Source organism: Atribacterota bacterium, assembly GCA_028717805.1.
Taxonomy (GTDB): Bacteria; Atribacterota; Phoenicimicrobiia; order Phoenicimicrobiales; family Stramentimicrobiaceae; genus Stramentimicrobium.
Map to the genome: position 1 here is coordinate 73,709 of JAQUNC010000001.1, position 23,766 is coordinate 97,474.

The window sequence follows — 23,766 nt, forward strand, 5'->3', positions numbered from 1 at the left end:
TACCCCCTCCCTTTTTTTATTATGAAAGATGGTATTTTAATTATTGATAAGCCTGAAGGAATTTCTTCAGCAAAGACAGTTTTTAAAATAAAAAAAGTGCTAAATCTAAGTAAAGCCGGACATACTGGAACATTAGATCCTTTTGCTACCGGAATACTGGTTATATGTTTGGATAATACTACAAAAAAAGCTGTTTTTTTTTCTAATTTGGATAAAACATATTTAGGTACAATGATACTTGGTATTTCCACTGATACTCAGGATTTAACAGGTAAGGTAATAAAAGTAAATACTAGAAAGAACTATAGATTAAGCGCAGATGAAATTAAAAGTGTTTTTAAAATGTTTCATGGTGAAATATGGCAAACGCCTCCAATGTTTTCAGCCATAAAGTCTAAGGGGAAACCGGTTTACCTATTAGCCAGAAAGGGTATCCAGATAAAGCTTATTCCTCGAAAAGTAAAAATATTTCAGTTAAATCTATTAGATGCGAGGTGGGATCGATACCCCAGTATTAGTTTTAAAGTTCAGTGCTCTAAAGGAACTTATATTAGGACATTGTGTAATGATATCGGAGAATATTTGGGGTATGGAGCATATATGTCCAATCTAAGAAGAATTCAAGTTGGAAAAATTGCTCTCAAGCAAGCTATTCCATTAAATAAATTTATAAAGCTACCATTTGAAAAACAAAAGAAACATATATTACCTTTTGATAAGATTTTAAACTATATTTCCACTAAAGAAGAGGAAGTATACAGTTAAATCTCTTTTATAAAAATCATGAAGCCACTAGTAAGTGGGTATGATATTTGCTGAATAAGGATTAATAAGAATTGCATGAAATCTTTTCAATATAAATATCTTTTGAGAAAAAAATTACTACATAACAAAAAATTATTTTCCTATATAGCTCTGGGATTCTTTGATGGGATGCATTTAGGTCACCAGGCATTATTAAGATTGTGTATTGAAAAAGCAAGGCATACTGATGCCCTGAGTACCGTTATCCTGTTAGAACCTCATCCAGAGAAAATTGTGAATAAAATAGATAATTTTTCTCTTCTTACTACATTATCGGAAAAGGTAAAACATATCAGAAATGCTGGTGTTCAACAAGTCATTGTTCTAGATTTTACTGATGAATTTAAGAAAATTAGTGGTGAGGATTTTATAAAGGATATTTTATTGAATAAATTCCATATGGGTGCCGTTTTTATAGGATATGATTATCGCTTTGGCTATCAGAAAAAGGGTGATATAAACCTAATAAAATTATTAAGTGATAAATATAATTTTAAATACTATATTTTAGAACCCAAAAAGATAAATAATAAGCTAATAGTTAGTAGCACTATTATTAAAAAGCTTTTAAAAAAGGGAGATATAGTTAAAGCCAATCGATTATTAGGTTACTCTTACCAAATAAGCGGAAATGTTATCCATGGTGATAAAAGAGGAAAAAAAATTCTTTCTTTTCCCACTGCTAATATAGAAATTCCACAGGAAAAATTATTACCTCAAAATGGAGTTTATATAGCCTTAGTAGAAGTCCAAGATCAAAAGTATAAAAGTATAGTAAATATTGGCATTAAACCTACCTTTCAACAGAAATCTAGCAATAGCATAACCAGCAAATCTGTTGAAGCATATATATTTGATTTTGAAAGAGATATATATAATAAAAAGATAGCCGTCTCTCTACTTAAAAAAATAAGAGGCGAGAAAAGGTTTGCTGATGTTAAGAAATTAACTCAGCAAATCACAAGGGATAAATCAGAAGCCGAAATTTTTTTCAGAGATGACTACAAACCTTAGTTAATATTTAAAAAATAATTAAATATATTTGAATGAATTTCTTAATTGTGGTAAAATATTTGAATGATGTAAGATTGAAATAGTATTTAAAGCAGGTAATAAATCCCTATTTTGGGGGTTTTGTTATAAAAGGAATATTTTTCTGACAATCTCACAAACATCTTTCCTTACAATAGCTAAGGGAAATAAAACAATTTCATTAAATATTTAAAATATATGATTAATGTTAAAAAAGTAGAACATATAACTACCATTATGTAGAAGGAGAGTTTAGCAAAAATGGTTAAGAAAGAATTAAAAAATAAAATCATAAAAGAATACCAGCATCATGAAACTGATACTGGTTCAACAGAGGTTCAGGTAGCTATTTTAACTGAAAAAATAAATAGTCTAACCAAACATTTAAATGAGAACAAAAAAGATAAACATTCTAAATATGGATTATTGAGAATGGTTGGACAAAGAAGAAGTCTTCTTAATTATTTAAAAAAGAATGACATTGAAAAATATCGTAAATTAATTGAACATTTAAACCTCAGAAAGTAATGAAATTAAATTTTAATTGCCTATTAAGGAGATATTTGATTTATGTCTAATAATAATGTTATCTACAATACAGAAATAGAAATTGGTGGTAGGACTATAAAAATAGAAACAGGGAAATTGGCTAAACAGGCCAATGGTTCAGTCACCGTTACTTGTGGTGAAACGGTAGTACTCGTTACCGCAGTTGCCTCAAAAGAACCTAAAGAAGGGAATGATTTCTTTCCGTTACTTGTTGATTATGAAGAAAAATTTTATGCCGCTGGAAAAATACCTGGCGGATTCTTCAAGCGAGAAGGGAAACCAAGTGAGAATGCCATTCTGACATCCAGGCTTATTGATAGACCGATACGTCCATTATTTCCTGAAGGCTATTACAATGATGTTCAGATTATTACTTCGGTATTGTCTTATGACCAGACAAACCTTCCTGATATCATTTCTATTATTGGTGCCTCCTGTGCTCTTTATATTTCTGATATACCTTTTTATAAGCCAATTGCTGCGGTACGTATTGGGTATTTAAATGGAGATTATTTAATAAATCCTACAGTAGAAGAACTCAAAGCATGTCAGCTAAATCTGGTTGTTGCGGGCACAAAAGATTCAGTTATTATGCTAGAAGGTGAAGCCAATGAATTATCTGAAGAAGATATTTTAGTGGCAATTGGGAAAGCACAGGTTGAGATTGAGAAGATTGTTGAAATGCAGGTTAAGATTGCTCAAGAAATAAAAACCGAGAAAATAAAACAAATATGGCAATTAGAACAATCCTTATTGAAAGAAAGAGATACGTATTACCAGCTGATAAAAAAGGAATATTCAAAACAAATTGAAATATCAATCACTACCAGGGATAAAGTTGAGAGAGAAGCGAAATTAGCTAATCTAAAAGATGATATAATCTCAAAATTAGAAAATAAACGTAAAAACACGGAAGAAGAACTGAATGTTTGCATAGTTAATGAAGTGTTTGACTCTATATGTAAGGAAACTATGAGAGAATTAATTATTGAGAAAAAAACAAGAGTGGATCATCGTGAACTGGATGAAATTAGATCTATTGAATGCGAAATAGGTATTCTACCGAGAGTGCATGGAAGTGCTCTTTTTACCAGGGGACAAACACAGGCTTTGGTTATTACTACTTTAGGTTCGGTGAGAGATGAACAATCTGTTGATACATTAGAAGAGGACACTACCCGTAAATTTTATTTACACTATAATTTCCCTCCTTTTTCTGTAGGAGATGTTAAACCAAGAAGATCTCAATCCAGAAGAGAGATTGGTCATGGAGCCTTAGCTGAGAAAGCTGTGAAATCTCTTATTCCTGATGAGATAGAATTTCCCTATACTATTCGTGTGGTATCTGAAATTTTAGAATCGAACGGTTCGTCATCTATGGCTACAGTCTGTGGCACCAGCTTATCTTTAATGGATGCTGGAGTACCACTAAGAAAACCGGTTGCTGGTGTTGCTATGGGATTGATTAAAGAGAATGATAAATATGAAATACTAACTGACATTCTTGGTATTGAAGACCATTATGGTGATATGGACTTTAAAGCAGCAGGTTCTGCCGATGGCATAACCGCTATACAGATGGATCTGAAAATTGATGGTATATCTATTGATATATTACGAGAAATTTTAGAAAAGTCAAAGAAAGGACGTTTATATATACTTGACAAAATGAATACAGTCATTCCTGAACCCAGAGCAGAATTGTCTCATTATGTTCCTAAGATGCTAATTATTAAGGTTAATACAGATAAAATCGGAAATATTATCGGTCCAAGTGGTAAAAATATAAAGAAGATAATTGAAGAGACTGGTACCTGTATCGATATTAAAGATAATGGTGAAATATTTATAACAGCTGATACTAAGGAAAAGATAGAAAAAGCCAAATATCTCATTGAAGGGCTGGCAAGAGAAGTAAAGACTGGTGAGATATATAATGGCAAGGTAAAAAGAATAACTAAATATGGAGCATTTGTGGAGATTCTTCCTGGTGTAGAAGGTCTTTTGCATATATCAAATCTATCTCATTCTCATGTTGATAGAGTAGAAGATGTATTGAAAGCAAATGATGAGATACAGGTAAAGGTGATTGGAATTGATCAGCAGGGGAAAATTGATTTAAGCAAAAAAGAATTAATGCCCAAGCCAGGAAAAAATGAGAATAATTTTAACAAGCACTATCACAAAAGACCTACTTTTAGATAAGAATATGACTTTTTATGGATAATAACATTGAAAAAGTAGAAGTAAAAATAGAGAGGGAACTAGGATGCGAGGATTTGCCTTTACCTAAGTCAGCCAGTAAATATGCTTCAGGTATTGATTTGTACTCCGCTCAGAACGAGGTAATAGAAATCGAACCCGGTGAACGAAAATTAATTTCAACTGGTATAAAAATTGCCTTACCACCAGGTTACGAAGCACAGGTAAGACCCAGAAGTGGACTAGCCATCAGTTACGGTATTACAGTACTTAATTCCCCGGGAACAATTGATGCTGATTATCGTGGAGTAATAAAAGTAATTTTAATTAACCACGGAAAAGAAAAGTTCTATGTAAATAGGGGAGATCGAGTTGCGCAACTGGTTATTCAAAAAGTAATTCAACCTCTATTAATAGAAATAAAAAAATTGGATAATACCAGAAGGGGTGAAGGCGGATTTGGACATACTGGTATTAAGGTTATAGAATAAATGGTTTTCTTTATATTTGTACATTCATATATGATAATATAAAAGGAAGGATATCAATGCACTACGTTATCCTTGGTCTTATACAAGGGTTAACAGAATTCCTCCCAGTTAGCAGTTCCGGTCATTTAGTAATTAGCCAGAATCTTTTAGGGATTAGTGTTCCTGGCGTAGCTTTTGAAGTATTCGTACATTTTGGTACATCATTAGCTGTAATCTGTTTATTCAAAAAAGAAATAAAAGAGATTATCATTTCTTTTTTAAAAAGCATTTTAATGCTATTTAATTGGCCATTATTTTTTAGTTATATCAAAGAAGATGATCACTGTAAATTTGCCTGGCTATTATTCATCAGTACCATACCAGGTGCAATAATTGGCTATCTGCTTCAAAATGCAATCGAGAAGATGTTTGATAACTCATTATTTACTGCCTTTATGTTGATGATAACAGGTCTTTGCCTTTTTTTTACGGATAAATATTTCATTCAAGGCACTAAAACAATAAAAGATGTTAATTGGGTGGATGCCATATTAATTGGCTTAGCTCAAACTTTTGCTATTATTCCTGGTATTTCCCGCTCCGGATTTACCATTATGATGGGTCTCAGCAGGAGATTAGAAAGAAATTTTGCTGCTAAATATTCTTTTATTTTATCAATTCCCATAATTATGGGAGCTTCGATCTATAAATTCAGGGAAATTTTTCAGTTAAATATGGATATTTTTGTTGTCCTTATTTCAGGATTAGCTGCATTTCTTTCCGGATATTTAGCAATGTTATTTTTTACTAAAATGTTGATTAATTTTAAATTGCGTTTCTTTAGTTACTACTTATGGATTGTTGCTATCATAGTAGTATTTCTTATTATAAAAAGTTGGTAATGAAATGTCAAAAATTGAGAAAAAAAATTATTCCGTTAAGATTAAGAAAAGAGTTATAGGTATTTTTCTAATCTTTATTGCTATTTATTACTTATATATGCTTTTTTCCCCTGAAAAAACAATTGCTCCCTTTCTTAATATTATCAACAATATCAACAAGCTAATTGGATTGGGTAAATATTTCATATTTGTCTTTATGATGATTGAAGGTTTTCATTTACTTTTTAATTTTAATATTCCCAATTTCTATAATAGAATGTTTGGAATTACCTCTTTAATATTGGTATTATTAGCTTTTATTCATTTAAGATTAATATTTATTGAAAACGCCTATTATATGTCCATTAAGGGAATAGGCGGAGGCCTTTATGGATATTATATAGCAAGGCATTTAAATAATTATTTTGGCTTATCCGGAGCTTATCTATTTCTCATTGCCCTGGGTTTAATTGCACTATTATTTGCAACAGATCTTTCTTTTCTGTACCTTTTTAGCTTTATTTTTAAAAGAATAGTAATTGGATTCAATAGGTTGGTAACAATATTTCCAACCAATAGAATGAAAGAAAAAAGAATGCAGAAAAGAGAATCAAGAAAATCAATTAAAATTTATTCATCAAATACTGAGGAAATAAAAAGAAAACCAGAACCAATTTTTAAGAAAGATATTTTATCAAAAGACGAAAAAAAATCAACATCAGCAATTCAAGAGAAGATAGATTTTATGGTAAAGGGTGATGATGAAGAAAAAAGACTTTCTAACTATTATATTGCCCCATCGATTACTTTATTAAATGAACCAAAAAAAGAATATAAAGATCGGGATCTGGAAAAAATAAAAGAAAATATTGCTCTATTACAGAGAACTTTGGATAATTTTAATATTCAGGGTGAAGTAATAGGTGCAACCCAGGGGCCAACGGTAACAAGATATGAAATTCAACCTGCACCCGGGGTGAAAGTATCAAAAATTACCAATCTTAGTAATGATATCGCCTTAGCATTTGCGTCTCCTTCAGTAAGAATTGAAACCCCTATTCCAGGTAAGAATGCCATAGGCATTGAAGTTCCTAACAAGGAAAAAAACATCGTCTTTTTAAGAGAAATAATTGAATCAAAAAATTATCAAAGTAATTCTTTTATTTTACCTATAGTACTGGGAAAAGATATAGGTGGGAAAAATATTATTGCAGACTTAGTGGAATTACCTCATCTACTTATTGCGGGTTCAACAGGATCAGGTAAAAGCGTCTGCCTTAATACCATTATCTTGAGTTTGGTTTATCGTTTTGGTCCTGAAATGGTCAAGTTTTTAATTATTGATCCAAAAAGAGTAGAACTTAACATATATAATGGGATACCCCATCTAATTACTCCTATTGTTACTAATACTAAAAAAGTTGATAAGGTACTTAATTGGGCTATTTCTGAGATGGAAAGAAGATTTAAAATATTTGCTGAGGTTGGAGTTCGCAATTTAAAAGGATATCATGACTATATTAAAAGTATAAAATCTGAGGAAACAAATTTACCATATATTGTCTTTATTATTGATGAATTAGCTGATTTAATGCTTTCTTCGCCAGTGAAAGTAGAAGAAGCATTATGCAGGTTAGCTCAAATGACCCGAGCTACGGGAATTCATCTTATTATTGCCACTCAAAGACCTTCTGTAGATATTATTACTGGTTCCATCAAGATTAATTTTCCTTCGCGTATTGCCTTTGCAGTATCCACTCAGGTTGATTCAAGGACTATTCTGGATGTAAATGGAGCTGAAAAATTGCTGGGCAATGGAGATATGCTTTTCTCCCCCATTAACGCTCCCAAACCTATAAGAGCCCAAGGAGCATTTGTTTCAGAAAAGGAAATTAAGGATATTGTATCATTTCTAGTCAAGAATAATCTCCCTCCAGATTATAATGAAAATATAATTGAACATTTACAACAAAAAGAAGGTGAAAGTGAAGGAATGGGAGATGATGAAGAAGATGAATTATTCGAAGATGCAGTAGATACAATTATTAATAATAATCAAGCTTCAATTTCCATTTTACAAAGAAAGTTGAGAATTGGTTATACCAGAGCAGCTCGTTTAATAGATTTAATGGAAAAAAGGGGATTAGTTGGACCATATGATGGTCGTAATCCCAGAAAAATATTACTTTCTAAAGAAAATTTTTTCTCTAATTATAAAAACTCAAATTCTTAGAATTAAATAATTAAATTCTATGATCATTATTTTTTAATTGAATAAAGAGTGGGAACGTATTATTATAATAATGATAAATATTATTAGAATGATTTTAGAATTTTGTTATGATGTGAGCAGAATTATAACTAGTCCAAATATATGAGGAAAGGAGGAGAATATATACTAGAAAATTGAAATCATAATAAATAAAAAATATTTGCTTACCAATAAATTATTAGAAAGGAGATAAATAACAAATGAAAGTTAATTATAAGAATGTAATTACTTTTTTACTAGTTACAATCATTTTTTCTTCTTTAATTGCGGTAAATTGTTTTGCTCAGAGCGATATTACTGTGGGTTTATGTTTTGATGTTGGTGGTAAAGGGGATAAATCGTTTAACGATTCTGCCTCACGAGGATTAAGCTGGGCAGCTCAAGATTTTGGTATAAAGAGAATAGAGCTTGAGCCAGGAGCAGATGCAGATAGAGAAGTTAACTTGAGAAATTTAGCCAGTATCGGATATAATCTTATTATTGGAGTAGGATTCTTATTTACTGATAGTATTTCTGATGTTGCTGATGAATTTCCAGATACAAAATTTGCTATTGTTGATGGATTTATTCCTGACAAACCCAATGTCGTTTCTTTAAATTTCGCAGAACATGAAGGATCTTTTTTAGTAGGTATGATTGCTGGATTAAAGGCTCTTCAAGATGGGAAGGATACAGTAGGATTTGTAGGGGGGATGAATGTTCCACTAATTCAAAAATTTGAAGCCGGTTATTTAGCTGGTGTCAAGTATGCTTACCCTGATTGCAAAATATTATCTGCTTATGCCGGAGATACTGATAAAGCTTTTGCTGATCCAGTTAAAGGTAAGGAGCTGGCTTTATCACAGTATGACAATGATGCGTATGTTATTTACCATGCTTCTGGCTTAACCGGTGCCGGAGTCTATGAAGCAGCAAAAGAAAGAAAGAGGTATGTAATTGGGGTAGATTCCAACCAGAATTATTTAGGATATATTGAGGAAACTGGTGAAAATTTTGGATTGACTAGTATGTTAAAACAGGTTGATGTATCAGTGTATTTAACGGTGAAATCTGTTATAGAAGACACCTTTGAGCCCGGAATCAGGCTATTTGATTTAGCCACATCAGTTGTGATTAATGATGTTGAATACAATGGAGTTGGTTATGCTATGGATAAATATAATCAAGACTTGGTATCAGAGGATGTATTACAAAAAGTTGAGGAAGCTAAAGCAAAAATTATAAAAGGAGAAATTTTAATACCTGCTGAGTTATAAAATATGAATTAATCATCAGGAAATTAATAATATTTATGTACTGTAAATATTTAATTTCCTGATGATTAATGTTTTTATATTATTTATTTTATAAGATATGGTGATAAAAATTGCTTGAATATCTAATAGAAATGAAAAATATTTCCAAAAATTTTCCCCTGGTAAAAGCAAATGATAAAGTCAATTTTGCTGTAAAAATGGGAGAAATACATGCCTTGGTTGGAGAGAACGGAGCAGGGAAAAGCACATTAATGAGTATATTATATGGTCTATACCAGGCAGATGAAGGAGAAATATTCATTGCTGGTAAAAAAATCAATATTTCTAATCCTAATAGAGCTATAGAAAATAAAATTGGAATGGTTCATCAACATTTTATGTTAATTCCCCCCTTAACTGTCATAGAAAATGTAATACTTGGGATGGAACCCAGAAGGAATTATTTTTTTGTTGATTTACATAAAGCTGCCAGCGATATTAAAAAACTCTCGGAAAAATATGGTTTTAAAATAGAACCTTGGGTAAAGATAGAAGATGTTTCAGTTGGAATCCAACAGAGGGTTGAAATAATTAAAGTCCTATATAGAGGAGCTGAAATATTGATATTGGATGAACCAACTGCTGTTTTGACTCCTCAGGAAGTAGATGAATTATTTAAGATTCTAAAATCTTTAAAAAAACAGGGGAAAACAATTATTTTTATTACCCATAAACTAAATGAAGTAATGGAAATATCAGACCGAGTTACTGTAATGAGGGATGGTAAAGTTGTTGGTACTAAAGACACTATGCAAATAAATACTTCCGAAATTGCTACACTCATGGTAGGCAGAGAGGTCTTATTAAAGACCAGCAAAATCGATCGAAAAACTGGTAAGACTGTATTAAGACTCGAGCAGGTAAGTGCTTTTAATCAAAATAAATATCTTGTGTTAAAAGACGTTAGTCTTTCAGTTAAAGAAGGTCAGATATTAGGAATAGCCGGGGTAGAAGGGAACGGACAGACTGAATTAGTAGAAGTAATTACTGGATTAAAGCCAATTTCCAGTGGAAAAATATATTTATATGAACATAATATTACAGGATTAAGTCCCAGGAAAATAAGGGAGTTAAATATTGCTCACATACCAGAGGATAGACGTAAAAGAGGATTCATTGGTGAATATTCAGTAGCAGAGAATCTGGTATTAGGTAGCCACTATAAGCCACCCTTTGTTAAAGGTTCTTTAATAGACTTTCCAGAAATTCATAGATATGCTAACAAGTTAATTGCGGATTTTGATATAAGACCAGCTGTAAAAGAAAATTTATTAAAATCATTATCTGGTGGAAATCAGCAAAAAGTAATTGTAGCAAGAGAATTACAGGGTGAACCAGTTCTTCTAATAGCTGCTCAACCTACTAGGGGATTAGATGTGGGTTCCATAGAATTTGTTCATAAACAAATATTAAACGAAAGAAGTAAAGGTAAGGCAATACTATTGGTTTCGGCAGAATTAGACGAGATACTATCTTTAAGTGATGAAATAGCAGTTATTTACGAAGGAAGAATTGTTGAAATTTTAATAAATAAAGACATTGATAGAGGAAAATTGGGCTTTCTTATGACTGGCGGTTCCTCGCAAGGAGAAAAGAGCAACAAAACCACAATATTCTGATATTAGATAGATAGGAGGAGTATTTTTTGAATAAGGAAAAGATACAGAAAGGCAATCTTTTTTTCTCCATAGTTGAAAAAATTACTCCTATTATTGCTATTATAGGAGCTCTTATTATTGGCTCAATAGTTATTCTATTAATGGGTGAAGATCCAATACAAGTTTATAAAATGATGTTCGGCTTGGCAATAGGAAATCGTGATGGATGGGGAAATGTTCTCTTTAGGGCAACTCCTTTAATATTTACTGGACTAGCTGTTGCCTTCGCTTTTCGTTGTGGACTGTTTAACATTGGAGGAGAGGGGCAGGTTTATGTAGGTGCATTTTTGGCTGCTTATGTTGGATTTACATTTACCAATTTCCCGGCAATTATATTAATACCTTTAACTATTGCTGCCTCTGCCATAGGTGGAGCATTCTGGGCGACCATTCCTGGTGTTTTAAAAGCAAAGAAAGGCATTCATGAAGTGATTATCACGATAATGATGAATTGGATTGCTGCCTCATTTACTTTTTATTTGGCTTTAGTATATAAGGCTCCCCCCACTGAGGCTATGAGGATGGCGGGAGTGCAACAGATGATTCCCCATACCAGTGAAATAGTAGAAGCAGCAAGGTTACCAAGAATTGCTTCAATATTATCTAAGATAAATATTCAGTTTCCCGCACACAATCCTCTGAATGTGTCTTTTATTATCGCTATTATTGCTGCATTTTTAGTTTATTATATTCTATGGAAAACCAGTTTGGGTTATGAAATAAGAGCTGTTGGATATAATCAGACTGCTTCTGAATATGCCGGAATAAACATATCAAAAAATATCATACTGGCAATGATGATTAGTGGAGCATTGGCTGGTCTGGTAGGTACGAATGAGCTGATGGGTTATAAATTTCGCTGGCGTCAGGATCTTTTTACGAACTTAGGATTTAATGGCATTGCTGTTGCTTTGTTAGGTAAAAATCATCCTTTTGGTGTGGTATTAGCTGCAATATTATTCGGTATACTTTCTTATGGTGGTGCATTAGTTAATATTTTTACAGCGGGGAAAATACCACGTGAATTAATAATGGTAATTCAAGCGGTTATTGTTATTCTAGTGGTTATTTCTGATGAAATTATAAAAAGAGTTATTCTGAGGAGGAAAGCAGAATAATGATTGATAGTATCTTAAATCCAGATTTTTTTGCTTCCGTAATACGAATTACAATTCCTCTAACTTTAGCGGGTTTAGGTGGGGTTTTTTCTGAGAAGTCAGGAGTAGTAAATATAGGCTTAGAGGGCATTATGCTCACCAGCGCCTTTGCTGCTGTTGCCGGTACCAATTTTACAGAAAATGTATGGATGGGTATTTTAATTGCTGCCATTGTTGGTACGTTATTGGGTTTAATACATGCTATTGTTACAGTAACTTTTAAAGCTAATCAAATTGTAAGCGGAGTAGCTATTAATCTATTTGCCAGTGGTATTACTGTATTTTTAAGTTGGCTCTGGTTTCATGAGACACAAATAATGGCATTAGATAGTCTTCCTATCTGGGGATTTAATATTCCAAATCCAGGAGAAGCTTCGCCTCTGGTAAGAAGTTTAATAGTAATATTTGCCCATCATTCGCCGATGGTATATATTACTTTAATTATCATCATAATTTCTCATATTTTAATTTTTAAAACTCCATTTGGTTTAAGATTGCGTTCTGTTGGAGAATATCCGCAAGCTGCAGATACTCTTGGAATTAACGTTATTAGTATGAGGTATATAGCGGTATTGATTTCTGGTGGTTTAGCTGGTTTAGCCGGATCATTTCTTTCCATTGAACAAGCGCATTTTTTTGTAAAAGAGATGAGTGGTGGTAGAGGTTTTATTGCTTTAGCAGCAATGATATTTGGTAAATGGACACCAATTGGAACAGTTGGAGCAGCCCTTTTATTTGGAGTAGGAGAGGCATTAGCAATTAGATTACAGGGAATTTTTACTATCCCAGTTCAATTCATTAATATGGTACCTTATTTATTGGCTATATTTGTATTGGTCGGAGCTATTGGCAGAGCTACTGCACCTGCTGCTAGTGGAATTCCTTATGAGAAAGAAATAGGCTAGTTTTATATATTTTTATAATATAATAATTATCACTACATTAAAATTTGTGCTATTATTAAAAAAAGATTAACTCAATCAATTATTGTTTGAATTAATCGAAGATAATTATTGAATATATGATAATCCCTGACACTGAAAATCTTTGGTAACAAATAAGCAAGAGGAGTATTATTTAAGATGAAGGAAATAGGAGAGTACTTGAAAAATAGAAGAATTGAACTAGGAATTTCCTTAGATGAGGCAGAACAATTTCTTAAAATTAGAAAAAAATATTTAATTGCTATAGAAGAAGGGGATGAAAGTGTTCTTCCAGGCAAAACATATTTTGTTGGCTATTTAAGAAATTATGCCAATTATCTTCAGGCAGATCAGGATTATATAAATCAACTCCTAGATAAATCAGAGCCAGTTTCTAAACCTCTTGAACCGGAGCCACAAATCAAAAGGAAAAAACTGAGTAGACATTTTTCACAAGGAAAAAGAAAAATACGCGTAAAGAAAGAAAAAAAACCAATTAATATTATTCCTTTATTCAAAATAGCTCTGGTTATACTTTTAATAGGCGGCTTCATTTTTATTCTTAATCAATATTTACATAGAATGAGGCAACCTTCTATCCCTATAGTTGAAAATGAAAGTATCTCTCCAGAACAAAACATAGAACAGGAAATGCTTGAGATAGCTTTGGAAAATATTGAACAAGAAGAAATCTCTGAGCTTGATGGTGTTGTTTTTTTAGAACCCTTACCCGATTATAAACCAATTGAAATTATTGCGAATGATCCGAGTTGGATAAAAATAATTCAGAATGATCAAGTGTTATACGAAGGAGTTATTATCTCTGAAGATAAAATTTTAGTAAAATCAGATGAATTAATTTCATTAATCACCGCTAGTCCAAATAGAATTACAGTATCATATAATAATAATGTTTTAGAACCCCAACCTTTAGAGAATTATCGTCTTATAAGTTACCAAATTTTGCCTAGCAATAATTAGTTAAATAAAAAATGGGAAAAATTATTTATCCTAATCCAGTCAAATTAATATTTAGCATTATCAGCGGCGAGGATAAACTTTTTTTTGAAGCAAAGGATTTACTAATAACTTTTTTCGGAATAATTGATATGGAAAGTGACTTTCAACCGTTTGATTATACCAGTTATTATCGAGATGAAATGGGAGAGGGATTAAAACAAAAGATAGTATCTTTTGAAAAATTAATATTTCCTGACCAATTAAGTCAGATAAAGTGTAGTAGTAATAAATGGGAGTTTTTATTCAGTTCTTATCGCAATCATTCTTATGCATCAGGAGAAAAGAAGAGAAAAGTAAATTTTGATCCAGGTTATTTAACATTGAACAAGTTCATCTTGGCAAGCACTAAAGATGGTCCTGCTAGAATTTATCTTACACAGGGGATATTTGCTGAAATAACTCTGAGATTTATCAACAAAACATATTGTCCTTTAGAATGGACTTATCAAAACTATAAAACCGAATCATATATATCTTTTCTAAATAAAGTAAGAGAACAATATAAGAAACAGATAAATTATTATGCTAACATCAATTATAATATATAAAATATAAGGGAACAGCATCAATATTAACGATATGATAAGGACATTTATTGCTATTAACTTAGAGAGTGAAATCAAAGAATATATTTCTAAAATACAAGGAGATATCGCACAGTTAAGAAATAGCTGTAACATGAAGATCAAGTTTATCGAAAAAGATAATCTTCACATTTCTTTAAAGTTTTTAGGTGATTTAAATTCAATAGAGATAGAAAAAATCAAAATCACATTACAAAATATTTCCAATGAATACAGACAATTTACTATTGGACTATCCAAAAATGTTGGTATTTTCCCCAATTTCATAAGACCAAGAGTTCTCTGGATAGGTATTGAAAAAGGAAATGGTACACTTCTAAAAATATTCCAATCAATTGAGAAGGAATTGAGATTAGAATCATATTATCAGAAAGAGAATCAATTTACAGCACATATAACCCTGGCTAGGATAAAATACTTAAAATATCCCAAAATATTGAATGATTATATAAGAGATATTCAGATTAATTCTATATCACAGAGAATAAAAGCCATTGATCTTATGGAAAGTCAATTAACCAAAGATGGTCCGATTTATAAGATTATTAGTAGCTTTACACTTGTGACTTAAGTAAGATTTCAATGTTTTTGCAATGTCTTTTTTTAATATATTAATTAATGAAATTACCAGTTTTAAAAATATTTTTACTACTTAAAAGGTGAATTAGATATAAATTGAATCAAATTGTTAAAGAGGAGTTATTTTATGAAAGAGGATAAAAACAATGTTTCGGAAAGGGAAAAAGCTTTAAAAATGGCAATGGACAATATTGAACATCGTTTCGGGAAAGGTTCTATTATGAAGTTTAGTGACCGACCGAAAGTTGCCGGCAGTAATATTATTTCTACTGGCTCCTTAGCACTTGATATTGCATTAGGTATTGGTGGTGTGCCTAGAGGAAGAATAGTAGAAATCTATGGGCCCGAATCATCAGGAAAGACTACTTTGGCTTTAAATATGATTGCAGAAGCCCAGAGGCATAAGGGAATAGCTGCATTTATTGATGCAGAGCATGCTCTTGATCCGGTTTATGCCAAAAATATTGGTATTAATATTGACGAACTTATTATTTCTCAACCAGATACTGGGGAACAGGCATTGGAAATTACTGAATCTTTAGTTAGAAGCAATGCAGTTGATATTATTGTTATTGATTCTGTAGCAGCTCTGGTTCCTAAAGCTGAAATTGAGGGGGATATGGGTGATGCTTCAATGGGCTTACAAGCTCGCTTGATGTCTCAAGCGCTGAGAAAATTAACGGCAATTATTAATAAGTCTAGAACAACGACAGTATTTGTTAACCAAATAAGAGAAAAAATTGGCATTATCTTTGGAAATCCAGAAACAACTCCAGGAGGAAGGGCCTTAAAATTTTATGCCTCCATTAGATTAGATATCAGAAAGAAAGCTTCTATTAAAAAGAATGAATCCAATATTGGCATAACAGTAAAAGTAAAAGTTGTGAAAAATAAGATGGCTCCACCATTCCAGGAAGCTGATTTTGATATTATTTTCGGCAAAGGTATTTCAAAAGATGGAGATATATTCAATTTAGGCTACCAATATGGAATAATTCAAAAATCAGGTACTTGGTTTTCTTACAATGATATGCAATTAGGCCAGGGAAAAGAGAACACAAAATCTTTCTTATCAGAAAATCCTGAATTAGTTAGGGAAATTGAAAAGAAAATATTGAAGGCGGCGAATCTTCCCAATATAGAAAATAATTCATCTGATGAACAATAATTACCAAATAACTAATATTAAAGTTAAGAAAAACAATATATATAGAGTAAAAATATACATCAATAATGAATTCTTTGCAGAAATTGATTCATCTATTATAAATGATTTAGATCTTTATATCAGTAAAACAGTCTCTCAAAATATTTTGGATATTATTCAACAAAAATGTAAACTATCAGAAGCCAAGAATGAAGCTATTAGATTTTTATCTTATAGACCTCGCTCTAAATGGGAGGTTAAAAAGAAATTAAGAGATAAAAAATATCAATTAAATACAATAAATGATGTAATCAATTGGTTAAAATATGAGAATCTTATTGATGACCGAGAATTTTCTATACAGTGGATAAAATATCAAATTAATAAAAAACCTGCTGGAAAAATAAAATTAAGAAACGAGCTATATAAAAAAGGAGTCAAGAGAGAAATCATTGATAACGTTATTAATTCATTTTTTGAACAGGATGAATGTGAGTTATCATTAGCTTACAAGTTAATCAGGAAAAAACGCAATTCTCTTCAAGCAAAAAACATAAAGATAGAACCCCAGAAAATTATTAATTTGTTAAGGAGTCAGGGTTTCTCTAATCCAATTATCCAACAAGTATATAATGAATTTATTAATGGCGAAAATACTGAACCATGATAAAATTTAAGAATTTTAATCAATTTGACTTTTATTTTATTAAGAGATAAAATATTAAAGTTAATTAAAATGAGATAATTTTTATGTTTTGTGCCGATATTTTTAAGATAAATTATGGTATTGAAAATTATTCTTTAATAATTTTATAGGTTTGAAACACTAAGTATTTGCTTTAAACTATAATTTTTGTACCTTTTAAATTGAATAGGGGGTGAAAGCTATTAGCATATACATTATATCTATTTTAATTATTTTGATTGGAATATTCATAGGCTTTTTCTTAGCCAATTTTATAGCAAAAACAAAATTGTCTGTTTGTGAAGAAAATGGCAAGAAAATAATTGAAAATGCAAAAAAGGAAGCTGAATCAATCAAAAAAGAAGCACAATTGCAAGCCAAGGAAGAAACATATCAGATTATCCGGCAAAATGAAATAGAATGTCAACAAAAAAGATCAAAATTAGAAAGCATAAATGAACAACTAATAAAGAAAAGCAATAATCTGGTGCAGAAAATAGAATTGATTGAAAACAAACAGAAACAAATCGACGTAAAAGAAAAGGAAGTAGAACAAAAACTACAAGAAATAAATCAGCTTTGCCAAAAACAAAGAGATGAGTTATTGAGAATATCCAAGTTAAATATTGAAGAAGCCAAGATAGACTTACTTAATCTTCTTGAAAAGGAATTAAGTCATGAAGCAGGTAAGATTATAAAGAATATTGAAGAGAAAGCCAAAGAAGAAGGCGAAAAGAAGGCACAAAACATTCTATCTCTGGCAATTCAACGTTATTCTTCTGAATATACAGTAGAGTCAACGATATCCGTAGTTCCTCTTCCCAATGAAGAAATGAAGGGTAGAATAATTGGTAGGGAAGGTAGAAATATACGGACTTTTGAACGAATTGCAGGTGTAGATCTTATTGTGGATGACACACCAGAAGCAGTTATTATATCTGGTTTTGATCCTATAAGACGTGAAATTGCCAGAATTGCTTTGGAAAAATTAATTACAGATGGCAGGATTCAGCCAGCTAGAATAGAAGAAGTAATAGATTCTTCAAAGAAGATCGTTGAAAACAATATTAAAGAAGAAGGCGAAAAAGCTGTATTTGAGACAAATGTTAGAAATCTAAATCCAAAACTAATTAATACTTTAGGTAAACTAAAATATAGAACAAGTTATGGACAGAATGTTTTGCAACATTCCAAAGAAGTAGCATATTTTGCAGGGATAATGGCAGATGAACTTGGCTTAAATACAAGTTTATGCAGAAGAGCGGGACTACTTCACGATATCGGAAAATCTGCTGACGTTGAAGTTGAAGGACCACATGCATTAATAGGTGCGGATATTGCTAGAAAAAATGGGGAATCGCCTAAAGTGGTTAACGCTATTGCTGCTCATCATGAAGATGAAAAACCTGAGACGGCAGAAGCAATATTAATACAAGCTGCAGATGCTATCTCCGCTTCTAGACCAGGTGCCAGAAGAGAGATGCTGGAAACTTATATTAAGAGGTTGCAACAATTAGAAGAAATTGCCAATTCATTTGAAGGAGTAGAAAAATCTTATGCTATTCAGGCTGGTCGTGAGATAAGGATTATTGTGAATCCTTTAGAAATAGATGATTATTTAGCAGCAAAACTTTCCAGAGATATTTCTAAAAAAGTTGAAAAGAATATTGATTATCCTGGCCAAGTAAAGATTAATGTTATTAGAGAAACACGCTCTGTAGAATATGCTAAGTAAATTATAATTTGGATTATACATTACGAGTTGATAGAGAAGGAGGTATGTTAAGAAATATCTCCTTCTTTTTTCATTAAAGGCATTATTTTGTATTGAAACATATATTTTTACATTAGTCAGCAAAGAAGATAGTTTTACCATAAAGATTAAGCTATTTTAGTAGATAATGTTCTTGAAATTTTAGGGTGAGCAATCTTACCCTGTTAGATTAACTGACATGATGCAGTAGAAATAAGCAAACAGGAGAAGGTAAATAGAAATTGTCTTATTAGAGAAATGATGTTTGATATGAATAGAAAAGATAAAAATATATTATATTATTATATTAAAACATTTGGTTGTCAAATGAATGTGAATGACTCTGAATATTTGGCAGGTCAACTCGAAGATATTGGTTATGTAATGACATCAGATTTGAATAAAGCTGACCTTATTATCTTAAATACCTGTTGCGTTAGAGAAAAGGTAGAGCAAAAGATTTACAGTTTAGCAGGTATAATCAATAAAATTAAGAAGGAAAAGCCCGAACTTATTTTTGGAATCTGTGGTTGTCTGGCTCAGAAGGAAAAAGAAAATATCCAAAAAAAAGCACCTACAGTTGATTTAATATTTGGACCATCTCAAATTACTTCATTCATAGAGATATTAGAGCTTTACTGGCAAAATAAAGGAATGAAAACCATTACTTTATGTGATAATACAGAATTATTACAATTAGCAAACAAACCGATAAAATACCATAGCTCCATTACAGCATATGTCCAAATTATGAAAGGATGTAATAATTTTTGTTCTTATTGTATTGTTCCCTATACTAGAGGCTTTGAAGAAAGCAGATCTTTACAAGAGATATTAAATGAAATTGAAAAATTAGTAAAGAAAAACTATAAAGAGATAATATTGTTGGGACAGAATGTTAATTCTTATGGAAAAGATCTAAGTAATGGAGATAATTTTTTAACGTTACTTTCAAAAATTAATGACATAAATGGAATTGAAAGAATCAGATTCATTACTTCACATCCCAAAGATTTCAATCTTGATTTAATTAAAGTTATTAAAAATGGTAATAAAATTTGCGAACATATTCATTTACCTCTTCAATCCGGATCAGATAGGATATTACAAGAAATGAATAGAAAGTACAATATGGAACAATATTACAATATTATTAATAATATTAGGAAATATATTCCTGAAGCCAGTATTACTACTGACGTAATGGTTGGTTTTCCAGGGGAAAAAGAAGGAGATTTTCAAGAAACAGTTAAAACCTTTCAAAATATTCAGTTTGATTCTGCTTATACCTTTATCTATTCTAATCGAAAAGAGACTCTATCCTCTTTTTTTGGGCAAGAAGTAACCCTTTTAACTAAGAAAAAACGTTTGTGGACCTTATTAAAAATACAAAATAATATAACTACCAGAATAAATCAACATTTAATAGGTAAAACAATAGAAATACTGGTTGAAAATAAATCTAAAAAGGGAATAGAAAAGCAATATTGGGGAAAAACAAGAACAAATAAAATAGTTGTTTTTAGCTGTTCTGATGATAATAATGATTTGTTAGGTAAATTAGTCAATGTGGAAATCAAACAGGCAGATTCTTATACCTTGTTTGGGGAGTTGGTTGATGTTAAATATTAACAAAATAATTGTTCTTACCGGTCCGACCTCTAGTGGAAAAACAGAAATATCCATCAAAATTGCCCAGATTATACCAGATTTGGAAATTATCTCTGCTGATTCAATGCAAATCTATAAAGATATGGATATTGGTACAGATAAACCAGGAGAGGAAATACTAAATAAATATAAACATCATTGTATTAGTTTAATTGAACCATCAGAAAGTTATGATGTTAAACAATATACTAAACAAGCACAAAAATGTATTTATGATATATTAACTCGAAATAAAAAACCTATTATTGTGGGGGGAACGGGGCTTTACATTAAAACACTTATCAATCCAATATTTCGAGGTCCCGGTCGAAACCAAAAAATTAGAGATGAATTAACTGAATTAGCTAAAGAGAAGGGGAATATATTTTTATATGAGAAACTTAAGGAATGTGACTTAGAATATTCCAAGAAAATAAGCATTAATGACACCAGAAGAATAATAAGGGCTTTAGAAGTTTTTTATTTAACTGGTAAACCAGTATCATATTTTCATAATAAAGAAGATAACCATAAAAATAAAGCAAAATACCAGTATTACATTATATGTATTTACAGGAACAGAGAAAACCTCTATAAAAGAATTAATTATCGTGTTAACAAAATGGTTGAAAATGGATTGATAGATGAAACTAAAGAATTAATAAACAAATACAATAATATTAATATGAATGCCATGCAAGGTTTAGGTTATAAACAAATAGTGGATTATTTGCAAGGGGAAAAATCACAAGAAGAATCAATTGAGATAATTAAAAAAGAAACCCGTCATTTTGCGAAAAGACAGTTAAGCTGGTTCAAAAATCAAATAGAGATAGATTATTGGATCAATTTAGATGACTATTCAGATATACAACAGTGCATTACAGAGATAGTTGAAATAATGAAGAGAGAAGGATACTAAAATAATTGATATTATAAAAATATTTTATTGTTCCGATAATATATCTTATGTAAAGTGATGGAGGATATTAATAAAAGATAATTAGTCTTTATTTTATTTATTTTATCCAAGTTACCCCTTATATCTTTCTTAGAAGTTAGAAATTTTGCTTGTAAGTTCATTCTATGTTACTTAAATATCTATTCATTTTAATTTTATTTATTATTTTTTCCATCATTTAGTAAAATTATTTAAAATTAAAATGTAATTCATTACTTCCAATATTAGTTTCGGTTATTCTAAATAATATTAAAAAATCTTTTTAATACGATATGCTTACGTTTAATTTAATTTCTTTTGAACAAACAATAAATATTTCTCTCATTAATGGAATACAAAATAAGTATTAGAAATTCTATAATATTGATTGATTAATATAATTATTTTGATAATTTTAACTAACTTTATTAGTTATTATATTCAACACTGTATTTTAAAAATATTTTTATAAATATGTTTAAAAATAAAAAATATTAGAAAATAAACTAACATATTATTGTAATATACCAGAATAACTCAAAATACGTTCAAAATTGAAAAAATAATTAGGTATTAATGGTTTTATATTTATAGAAAAAATATCAATATTTTTTCAATTAATTGTAAATATTAATTCAATCCAAAATATTTAAAAGATAGAAGTATTTTTTAAATAAGTATACTAATATATGATGTTATATAATTTCAATGAACAAACTTCAAAATTTCATTGTAAAAATATTTTTAAAAAAATAAAAAAATAGAAATAGAATATTTAATATTGAAATATATTATTTTTATTTTTCAATTATATTTCAATATTCATTAAAGCTTATTACTACATATAAAAATATAAAAAGACAAATTTGGTAAGTTAATTAGCAAGTTAAGTGTAACGCAGCAACTTTTTTTAGAGCAGTTTCCTTATTATAATATTGACAAGCTATTTTTGTTTTTTCAACTATTAGATTTTTTATACCCAAATCTTTTAATTCTTGTATCAAATAATTATCAACCTTCATCAAGCCATATCTACCGGTACCAATAATTAAAATATCTGGTTTATAATTTATAACGCTTTCTAAATCTGCAATCCTTAAAAAATGCTCTTCTCCTCTCCACCATTTATCCTGAACATGATCGGGAAATACAATAACATCTGTTTTATAGCTTGAACCATTAATTATTATTTTACCAAATTGATATTTTACAATAGTATTCATATTTATTATTTATTATTAATAAATTCTAAAATATTATATGAACTTAAAAACTTATTGAAAAATAATTGAAGCATAACCAACAACCTGATCATTCATACCGGAAACATCGCCTGATGTGGCATATTTTAATAATTTACCCCTATTGATACCTAATCTTTTACAAGTCTCCATCACTACAGAAATAGTTCCAGGACCGCAAATAGAAGCACCATTTTCCTGAATTGTTTTATAAAAAAGGCCAGTATCCATATTAAGAATTTGCTTAATTCCTTCAGCATCTTTGCGCTTTGTACTTTCCTGGTCTTCATAGTGATTGAAGTCAGAACTGGCAATTAAGAGAAATGCACTGTAATTGTCCTTAATTGTTTTGTATATTATATCGGTTAGATATTTCATTAATGAAAGTTGCTGATTAGTGACGCAAATAGGTATGATTTTGTATTCATTGGCAGGATAAATGAATTGCAAAAATGGTAACTGCACTTCAATGGAATGTTCAAAAAGATGTGCTTGAAAATCATCTTGGATCATTTTTTTTTCATCATGAGCAAGCATTTCACTGGCTATAAGCTGATCAATTTCTATCATTCCTAGGGGTGTTTCCCATTGACCCGAAGACATAAGTGATATGTCTCCTCCCAAACCTCTATGATTAGGGCCAAGTATAATAATAATTGGAGGCGTTTTTTCTAAAGAAAGTTGTAAATAATTATAAGCTGCAACTGGACCTGAAAACATAAATCCTGCATGGGGAGAAATAATACCCATTATTTTTCTATCTCTTTTCTCATTTTTCGTGGGTAATGCTTGAGGACCGATTTGATGCAAAAAGCAATCTTTTATTTGTTGATATAAGGATTTCCGATTAGCTGCATAAAAAGAACCAGCGACAACAGCTCTTCTTTTGTGTTCCATAAAAAATCCTCCTAAAAAAGTATATTA

21 protein-coding genes are annotated in these 23,766 nt (G+C 30.5%); 19 read left to right on the forward strand and 2 right to left on the reverse strand.

All coding sequences use genetic code 11. The annotated features are described in order from the left end of the window. The first annotated feature begins 21 nt into the window (after positions 1–21). The 19 genes from truB (at position 22) to miaA (ending at position 21,583) form a co-directional block, all read left to right on the forward strand. Complete coding sequence (gene truB / locus PHD84_00365; GenBank protein MDD5636264.1) at positions 22–765, forward strand: tRNA pseudouridine(55) synthase TruB; 744 nt, start codon at positions 22–24, stop codon at positions 763–765. A gap of 75 nt (positions 766–840) precedes the next feature. Continuing rightward, positions 841–1,818: a bifunctional riboflavin kinase/FAD synthetase gene (locus PHD84_00370; protein ID MDD5636265.1), complete on the forward strand. Its 978-nt coding sequence runs from the start codon at positions 841–843 to the stop codon at positions 1,816–1,818. Positions 1,819–2,097: 279 nt separating this feature from the next. Then, a complete protein-coding gene (gene rpsO, locus PHD84_00375) occupies positions 2,098–2,364 on the forward strand; it encodes a 30S ribosomal protein S15 (GenBank protein MDD5636266.1) in 267 nt (88 codons plus the stop codon). A gap of 42 nt (positions 2,365–2,406) precedes the next feature. Then, on the forward strand, positions 2,407–4,590 hold the full coding sequence (gene pnp, locus PHD84_00380; protein ID MDD5636267.1) for a polyribonucleotide nucleotidyltransferase: 2,184 nt from the start codon (positions 2,407–2,409) through the stop codon (positions 4,588–4,590). Between the two features lie 14 nt (positions 4,591–4,604). Then, positions 4,605–5,078, forward strand: a complete 474-nt coding sequence (gene dut / locus PHD84_00385) for a dUTP diphosphatase (GenBank protein ID MDD5636268.1) — start codon at positions 4,605–4,607, stop codon at positions 5,076–5,078. A gap of 56 nt (positions 5,079–5,134) precedes the next feature. After that, on the forward strand, positions 5,135–5,959 hold the full coding sequence (locus tag PHD84_00390) for an undecaprenyl-diphosphate phosphatase (GenBank protein MDD5636269.1): 825 nt from the start codon (positions 5,135–5,137) through the stop codon (positions 5,957–5,959). A gap of 4 nt (positions 5,960–5,963) precedes the next feature. Continuing rightward, positions 5,964–8,171: a DNA translocase FtsK gene (locus PHD84_00395; GenBank protein MDD5636270.1), complete on the forward strand. Its 2,208-nt coding sequence runs from the start codon at positions 5,964–5,966 to the stop codon at positions 8,169–8,171. A 239-nt stretch (positions 8,172–8,410) separates the two neighbouring features. After that, a complete protein-coding gene (locus PHD84_00400) occupies positions 8,411–9,466 on the forward strand; it encodes a BMP family ABC transporter substrate-binding protein (protein MDD5636271.1) in 1,056 nt (351 codons plus the stop codon). A gap of 131 nt (positions 9,467–9,597) precedes the next feature. Continuing rightward, positions 9,598–11,124, forward strand: a complete 1,527-nt coding sequence (locus PHD84_00405; GenBank protein MDD5636272.1) for an ABC transporter ATP-binding protein — start codon at positions 9,598–9,600, stop codon at positions 11,122–11,124. A 26-nt stretch (positions 11,125–11,150) separates the two neighbouring features. Further along, complete coding sequence (locus PHD84_00410; protein ID MDD5636273.1) at positions 11,151–12,281, forward strand: ABC transporter permease; 1,131 nt, start codon at positions 11,151–11,153, stop codon at positions 12,279–12,281. After that, the gene (locus tag PHD84_00415) at positions 12,281–13,225 is read left to right on the forward strand and encodes an ABC transporter permease (protein MDD5636274.1); all 945 of its coding nucleotides are present in this window, start codon (positions 12,281–12,283) and stop codon (positions 13,223–13,225) included. Before PHD84_00410 ends, PHD84_00415 begins: the two co-directional genes overlap by 1 nt. Positions 13,226–13,402: 177 nt before the next feature. Further along, complete coding sequence (locus PHD84_00420) at positions 13,403–14,224, forward strand: helix-turn-helix domain-containing protein (GenBank protein ID MDD5636275.1); 822 nt, start codon at positions 13,403–13,405, stop codon at positions 14,222–14,224. 11 nt (positions 14,225–14,235) lie between these two features. Continuing rightward, entirely contained in the window at positions 14,236–14,811 is a 576-nt protein-coding gene (locus tag PHD84_00425) for a DUF4416 family protein (GenBank protein MDD5636276.1), read from the forward strand. Between the two features lie 31 nt (positions 14,812–14,842). Next, positions 14,843–15,418, forward strand: a complete 576-nt coding sequence (gene thpR / locus PHD84_00430) for an RNA 2',3'-cyclic phosphodiesterase (protein ID MDD5636277.1) — start codon at positions 14,843–14,845, stop codon at positions 15,416–15,418. A gap of 135 nt (positions 15,419–15,553) precedes the next feature. Then, positions 15,554–16,594 (forward strand): recombinase RecA, encoded by a 1,041-nt coding sequence (recA, locus tag PHD84_00435; protein ID MDD5636278.1) that lies wholly within the window; start codon positions 15,554–15,556, stop codon positions 16,592–16,594. Further along, positions 16,584–17,240: a regulatory protein RecX gene (locus PHD84_00440; protein MDD5636279.1), complete on the forward strand. Its 657-nt coding sequence runs from the start codon at positions 16,584–16,586 to the stop codon at positions 17,238–17,240. The genes recA and PHD84_00440 overlap by 11 nt, the downstream gene beginning before the upstream one ends. Before the next feature lie 211 nt (positions 17,241–17,451). Then, on the forward strand, positions 17,452–18,993 hold the full coding sequence (rny, locus tag PHD84_00445) for a ribonuclease Y (GenBank protein ID MDD5636280.1): 1,542 nt from the start codon (positions 17,452–17,454) through the stop codon (positions 18,991–18,993). 288 nt (positions 18,994–19,281) lie between these two features. Further along, the gene (gene miaB, locus PHD84_00450) at positions 19,282–20,643 is read left to right on the forward strand and encodes a tRNA (N6-isopentenyl adenosine(37)-C2)-methylthiotransferase MiaB (GenBank protein ID MDD5636281.1); all 1,362 of its coding nucleotides are present in this window, start codon (positions 19,282–19,284) and stop codon (positions 20,641–20,643) included. Then, positions 20,630–21,583 (forward strand): tRNA (adenosine(37)-N6)-dimethylallyltransferase MiaA, encoded by a 954-nt coding sequence (gene miaA / locus PHD84_00455; protein ID MDD5636282.1) that lies wholly within the window; start codon positions 20,630–20,632, stop codon positions 21,581–21,583. Before miaB ends, miaA begins: the two co-directional genes overlap by 14 nt. A gap of 896 nt (positions 21,584–22,479) precedes the next feature. Here the strand turns inward: miaA and PHD84_00460 are convergent. Together PHD84_00460 and amrB are read right to left on the reverse strand one after the other, a co-directional pair. Next, on the reverse strand, positions 22,480–22,824 hold the full coding sequence (locus PHD84_00460; protein ID MDD5636283.1) for an MTH938/NDUFAF3 family protein: 345 nt from the start codon (positions 22,822–22,824) through the stop codon (positions 22,480–22,482). A gap of 51 nt (positions 22,825–22,875) precedes the next feature. Next, positions 22,876–23,739, reverse strand: coding sequence for an AmmeMemoRadiSam system protein B (amrB, locus tag PHD84_00465; GenBank protein MDD5636284.1), 864 nt, complete (start codon positions 23,737–23,739; stop codon positions 22,876–22,878). Between the last annotated feature and the right edge of the window lie 27 nt (positions 23,740–23,766).